Source organism: Anaerotignum sp. (assembly GCF_030625865.1).
Classification (GTDB): Bacteria; Bacillota; Clostridia; order Lachnospirales; family Anaerotignaceae; genus Chakrabartyella.
The window spans coordinates 1-4,186 of sequence record NZ_DAOUQB010000078.1 but is presented as its reverse complement, the minus strand read 5'-3'; the positions used below and the strand labels follow the sequence as shown (position 1 = coordinate 4,186).

At 37.1% G+C, this 4,186-nt stretch carries 8 protein-coding genes; 1 reads left to right on the top strand and 7 read right to left on the bottom strand.

The window, feature by feature from the left end:
- The 4 genes from P9Q65_RS13110 to P9Q65_RS13095 all read right to left on the bottom strand — a co-directional run.
- Positions 1 to 534 (bottom strand): DNA cytosine methyltransferase (locus tag P9Q65_RS13110; RefSeq protein ID WP_334307209.1); only part of this gene is annotated, 534 nt, incomplete at its 3' end.
- A 43-nt stretch (positions 535 to 577) separates the two neighbouring features.
- Positions 578 to 1,480: a conjugal transfer protein TrbL family protein gene (locus tag P9Q65_RS13105; protein ID WP_304509957.1), complete on the bottom strand. Its 903-nt coding sequence runs from the start codon at positions 1,478 to 1,480 to the stop codon at positions 578 to 580.
- An 86-nt stretch (positions 1,481 to 1,566) separates the two neighbouring features.
- Positions 1,567 to 1,821 carry a DUF6809 family protein gene (locus tag P9Q65_RS13100; protein ID WP_304509955.1) on the bottom strand — a complete coding sequence of 85 codons (255 nt, stop codon included), beginning with the start codon at positions 1,819 to 1,821 and terminating at the stop codon, positions 1,567 to 1,569.
- Positions 1,790 to 2,125, bottom strand: a complete 336-nt coding sequence (locus tag P9Q65_RS13095; protein ID WP_304509954.1) for an SLOG family protein — start codon at positions 2,123 to 2,125, stop codon at positions 1,790 to 1,792. Before P9Q65_RS13095 ends, P9Q65_RS13100 begins: the two co-directional genes overlap by 32 nt.
- A 103-nt stretch (positions 2,126 to 2,228) precedes the next feature.
- On the opposite strand from P9Q65_RS13095, the gene P9Q65_RS13090 reads away from it, so the two are divergent.
- Positions 2,229 to 2,471: a helix-turn-helix domain-containing protein gene (locus P9Q65_RS13090; RefSeq protein WP_304509952.1), complete on the top strand. Its 243-nt coding sequence runs from the start codon at positions 2,229 to 2,231 to the stop codon at positions 2,469 to 2,471.
- A gap of 24 nt (positions 2,472 to 2,495) precedes the next feature.
- Here the strand turns inward: P9Q65_RS13090 and P9Q65_RS13085 are convergent, their stop codons facing one another.
- The 3 genes from P9Q65_RS13085 to P9Q65_RS13345 form a co-directional block, all read right to left on the bottom strand.
- Positions 2,496 to 3,197: a hypothetical protein gene (locus tag P9Q65_RS13085; RefSeq protein WP_304509951.1), complete on the bottom strand. Its 702-nt coding sequence runs from the start codon at positions 3,195 to 3,197 to the stop codon at positions 2,496 to 2,498.
- Between the two features lie 108 nt (positions 3,198 to 3,305).
- Positions 3,306 to 3,863, bottom strand: coding sequence for a hypothetical protein (locus tag P9Q65_RS13080; protein WP_304509949.1), 558 nt, complete (start codon positions 3,861 to 3,863; stop codon positions 3,306 to 3,308).
- 146 nt (positions 3,864 to 4,009) lie between these two features.
- Positions 4,010 to 4,177, bottom strand: coding sequence for a hypothetical protein (locus tag P9Q65_RS13345; protein ID WP_334307208.1), 168 nt, complete (start codon positions 4,175 to 4,177; stop codon positions 4,010 to 4,012).
- Between the last annotated feature and the right edge of the window lie 9 nt (positions 4,178 to 4,186).

Below are 4,186 nucleotides of genomic sequence, written 5' to 3'. Positions count from 1 at the left end.
CAGAACTCTCCAAGCAAGGGAGAATTCTCCTCCCAAAATGCACCCAGCAGGTTTCCATACCCCTCCCGCAGGTCGAGGTACAGATACGGTGCGGTCTGCAATTCGGATGGTCTCTTCAAGGACCGCTTTGAAATCTTCTCCGCTCTGAGAGGAGAAGGCTCCGGGGACATTTTCCCAAACGAAGAATCGAGGTCGAATAAGGTCATTTGCTTTTCCGTCTTTTCCATCGGTATCCCTCATTTCTTTTGTTATTCTAATCTGCTCCATGAATAATCCCGAACGTTCACCTTCAAGCCCTGCTCTCTTTCCCGCTACAGATAAGTCTTGGCAAGGTGAGCCTCCACAAATAATATCCACAACAGGAAGTTTGCTCCCATCAAGCTTTGTAATGTCACCAACATGGAGCATCTCGGGAAATCGTACTTTTGTAACTTCGATGGGAAAACTTTCGATTTCACTGGCCCACAGAGGAACAATTCCATTGTGAACTGCGGCAAGGGGGAATCCGCCAATCCCATCAAAAAGGCTTCCCATTGTAAACATTTAAGTCATCTCCATTCCATAGAAACTTTCCTACCTACTTCGGCATCGCTTGTACGATGGTCCGAGTTGTATTCACTGCTGCTTGAGCCGTATAGACGGCACTCATTACATTTGCTTTTGTTGAGGTATCTAAACCAAATGCACCCGCAATTCTTGGAACTTCACCTGCAGATAACATAAGTCCCAACCCAAGTAATGCATGGTCCTTTAAAACCATCAGTCCCGCTGTAAGTATGGTTGCTTGCAGAAAAGTAGTTAAGCAAAGTCCTATAATCTGCTTGCACCACCCTATAAATCCATCCAAATATCCACGGGGAACAGAGAACATATATAAGCTTCCAACGGCTATTTGAATCAGCAGAATACCACCACGCTTGAGATTTGCAAAGAATACTTTTATCACCGCATATCCCATAAGTATAATAATAAACAGTGCCATAATGGGTGAAGTAATAGCGGACAATCCTCCAAAGACATTAGAGTTTCCAACGGCATCAAGGGTTCCTGCGTTGTTTAATTCGGTTATAATACTGTTAGCCAAATCACTGATTCCATTTGCATGACCTGTAATTCCTGTAGTAAGGCTTGCTTGTAAATTTACCGATAGCTTATACAATTCTATGGGGGCAACGGTAAAAAGGCTGACCGCCATAAATCCTTTAATAGCGTTTATTCCTGTATCCTTAAGATTTCCTCTGCCGTACTGATATTCAATTCCTGTTTCAAAACATGACACCACAAGTCCTGTAACATAAAGCGTCCATGCAAGATAGGAAAAAAACAGCACAATGCTTTGAACCCAATTCATCTCGAATAACTCCACACCCATATTGCCCATCTGGGCAAAAAAGTCACCGAGAAAGCCTACAAGATGTCCATAAAACCAATCAATGATTTGATCCATCACGTCACTGAGCAAAAAATCCCATATAAACAAAAGGTGAAACCTCCTTTCTTTCCAAGTAAAAAGAGCATACCGTTTTCACGATATGCCCAAGCTTTACATAAAAAAATGACGAAGTGCTATTTCTTCAAAGATTTTAGCGCTCCGTCATCTTCATTCATTATTTCCAATATCAGTTTTGCTCCCATACGGAAGCCTTGTGTAAACCGTTCCTCAGCATTTATATAGCTTAGTTTTCCTTGTGCTGTGACAAAGTCTTGCAGTTTTTCTTTTCCTTCCGTATCTAACAGCTCATTGAGTTGTTTTTCAAGTTCAGCCACTTCATACAGGCATTTTTGGTATTCACTGCCATGAACTACTTTCCAGTATGTCATAATACTTGTCCCTATTTATTTCATCCCATTTTTTTGCCTGTTCTTCGAATGGTATCACAGCAATCAATCTAATTTCTTTTGGGTCGTTTGGTTTGATAACCTTTTTTCGTTTCAATACAGTATCTGCACACAGTAAATCGAATCCATAACAGGCTCCGAAGTAGAAAGTGTTTACACCATCTGCGATTGCCTTATCGATTTCTTCCCACAGTCTTTCTTTGAGTTTTTCCAGCTGCTTTTTGCTTTGCGGCAGCTTTTCACTACGATGACCGCTAAAACATATAGTGTTTTCTTTTTTCTGCATAGTTTTATTCCTCCTTTTCTATACTATATACATAGTATCTATTTATATGTATATAGTCAATACGTAATGTTGCATATAGAATAGATATAGAGAGGTGGTTAATATGAACAACAGCAACTCGATTTTTGAAATTAAGGATTACGGAAAAATCAGCTTTCATGTAAAAGAACTCATGGACAGCAAAGATTTGACCAGAAGCAAGCTTGCTAAACTTGCAAACATTCGTTTTGAAGTAGCCGATAAATGGTACAACGGAAATATTGAGCGTATGGACATTGATGTCCTCACTCGTATCTGCTTTGTTTTGGATTGCACGATTTCCGAATTGATGACCTATGAAAAATAAATCTCGCTGATACAGAGTCTGTTTTTACAGGCTCTTTTTATTTGCAATACTTAATACCTCTTGCCCATACTTGGCAAGGAGTATGGCATGAACGATAGCTTGAAAGGTTTTATCATCAATAAGACTTTCATCGGCAATTTCATTCAACTTAATATATTCTTTGCCTGTAGAAATTGTCTTTGCGGTTTGATAAATAGCGTATCTGTTGGTATCAATCCCTTTTAAATGAATAGATTTAAAATCTATCTTAGTTAAATAAATATGTGGGTTAGACCATTCCCATAGTTCATGATCTGCTGTAAGCAAAAACAGAGTGGCAAGAAATTGATAATCAATATTCTTTACCACTCTGTTTTTTATTTTGATAATATTTTCAAATCGCTGTCGGTGACGGCTGTCACAAAAGAAATCACCGTTAAACTCTGAAATTAGTTTTCTCAATCTTTTTTTGAGATTGTATTCTGTGAAGTCTTTAAAAGTATTTTTAACTATGCTTTCATAACATACTGCGTTAGCTTTCAATCTTTCCGATAAGACTAAGCACTTGCTATCATCATTTTTGCATTTTGGGTATTCGGTGCAAAACTGACAGGCGACATCTTCTTGACTGAATGAAAAGCCTTTTAAGACGATCAATCCTTTCCCTCGCTTAGTGAAGTTGGGCACAAGCATCATCATTTCCTCAAACTCCTGTAACCTTGTACCATACATAAATAATTTTGACATTTTCTTCATTTCCTTTCTTTCTGTTTTTTTGCATAAAAAAAAGACTTAGTCTGTAGGTCTTCATAAGTTGACCTAAAAACTTAGCCTATTTTTTTCATCAATAAAACACTACACTTTATTGAAATTCTTTTTATAAGCATCTAGCTCTCTAAGCAATACTATCTTACCTATAAATATTTTTTTTCTTCTATTTCTTTTATTTAGATAAGTTAGCTTTATTTTATTATCTTTATGTTTCAGAGATTCTATTACCTCAATTGGAATAATAATTTCACAATTCTTATACTCTTTAGAATTTAAATTTATAGAATTGTTTGTGCAACTACTATAGTGTCCATCTTTTTCAACCCATACTGAAATATTTTTTATCTTTCGTTTGTCAACATTTAAACCTATTTCTCTAATAACCTTATCATATGTAGCAAGATTAATTATGTTAAACTTCAAGGTGCAACTACATACCTGCCCTGAAATCTCTTTACGTCGTTTATCTGAAGTGTTTTCTACTTTATTAATTATTATTGTATTAGATTCACTTGTAAATTCAAATTTTGCATTACTACAATAAATTCTGCCACTATGGGTTAAGTTATTTAAAATCCACCCCAGAATAGTACCAAGAAGTATTCCCACAACACCAACGATAGCGACCGCAAGTTCATTCATATTTTCACCTCACATCTACAGTGTTTCTAATTTTTACCCTATGTCATCTATATTTTCACCATTTTTTAAGGCTCAAAAACGGCACTTTTTTGCCCGTTTTCAAGCCTCAAAATCACTCCAAAACCACAACATATTGTGGTCAAACGCTACTTTTCTCCATCCGAACCACATTTCGTCATCAGTATTATCGCTTCAACGTGCACAGTCATGGGAAACTGATCCACGACCTGAACATCTTTTACCTCAAACCCCTTTTCCGTTAATATTGCCACATCTCTTGCAAGGGTTGCTGGGTTACAAGAAACATAGACCAATTTTTCCGG

Bases quoted from the DNA above. Each gene is read 5' to 3' on its own strand.
- P9Q65_RS13100 (WP_304509955.1), bottom strand. From the start codon at position 1,821: ATGACATACTGGAAAGTAGTTCATGGCAGTGAATACCAAAAATGCCTG.
- P9Q65_RS13095 (WP_304509954.1), bottom strand. From the start codon at position 2,125: ATGCAGAAAAAAGAAAACACTATATGTTTTAGCGGTCATCGTAGTGAA.
- P9Q65_RS13090 (WP_304509952.1), top strand. From the start codon at position 2,229: ATGAACAACAGCAACTCGATTTTTGAAATTAAGGATTACGGAAAAATC.
- P9Q65_RS13085 (WP_304509951.1), bottom strand. From the start codon at position 3,197: ATGTCAAAATTATTTATGTATGGTACAAGGTTACAGGAGTTTGAGGAA.
- P9Q65_RS13080 (WP_304509949.1), bottom strand. From the start codon at position 3,863: ATGAATGAACTTGCGGTCGCTATCGTTGGTGTTGTGGGAATACTTCTT.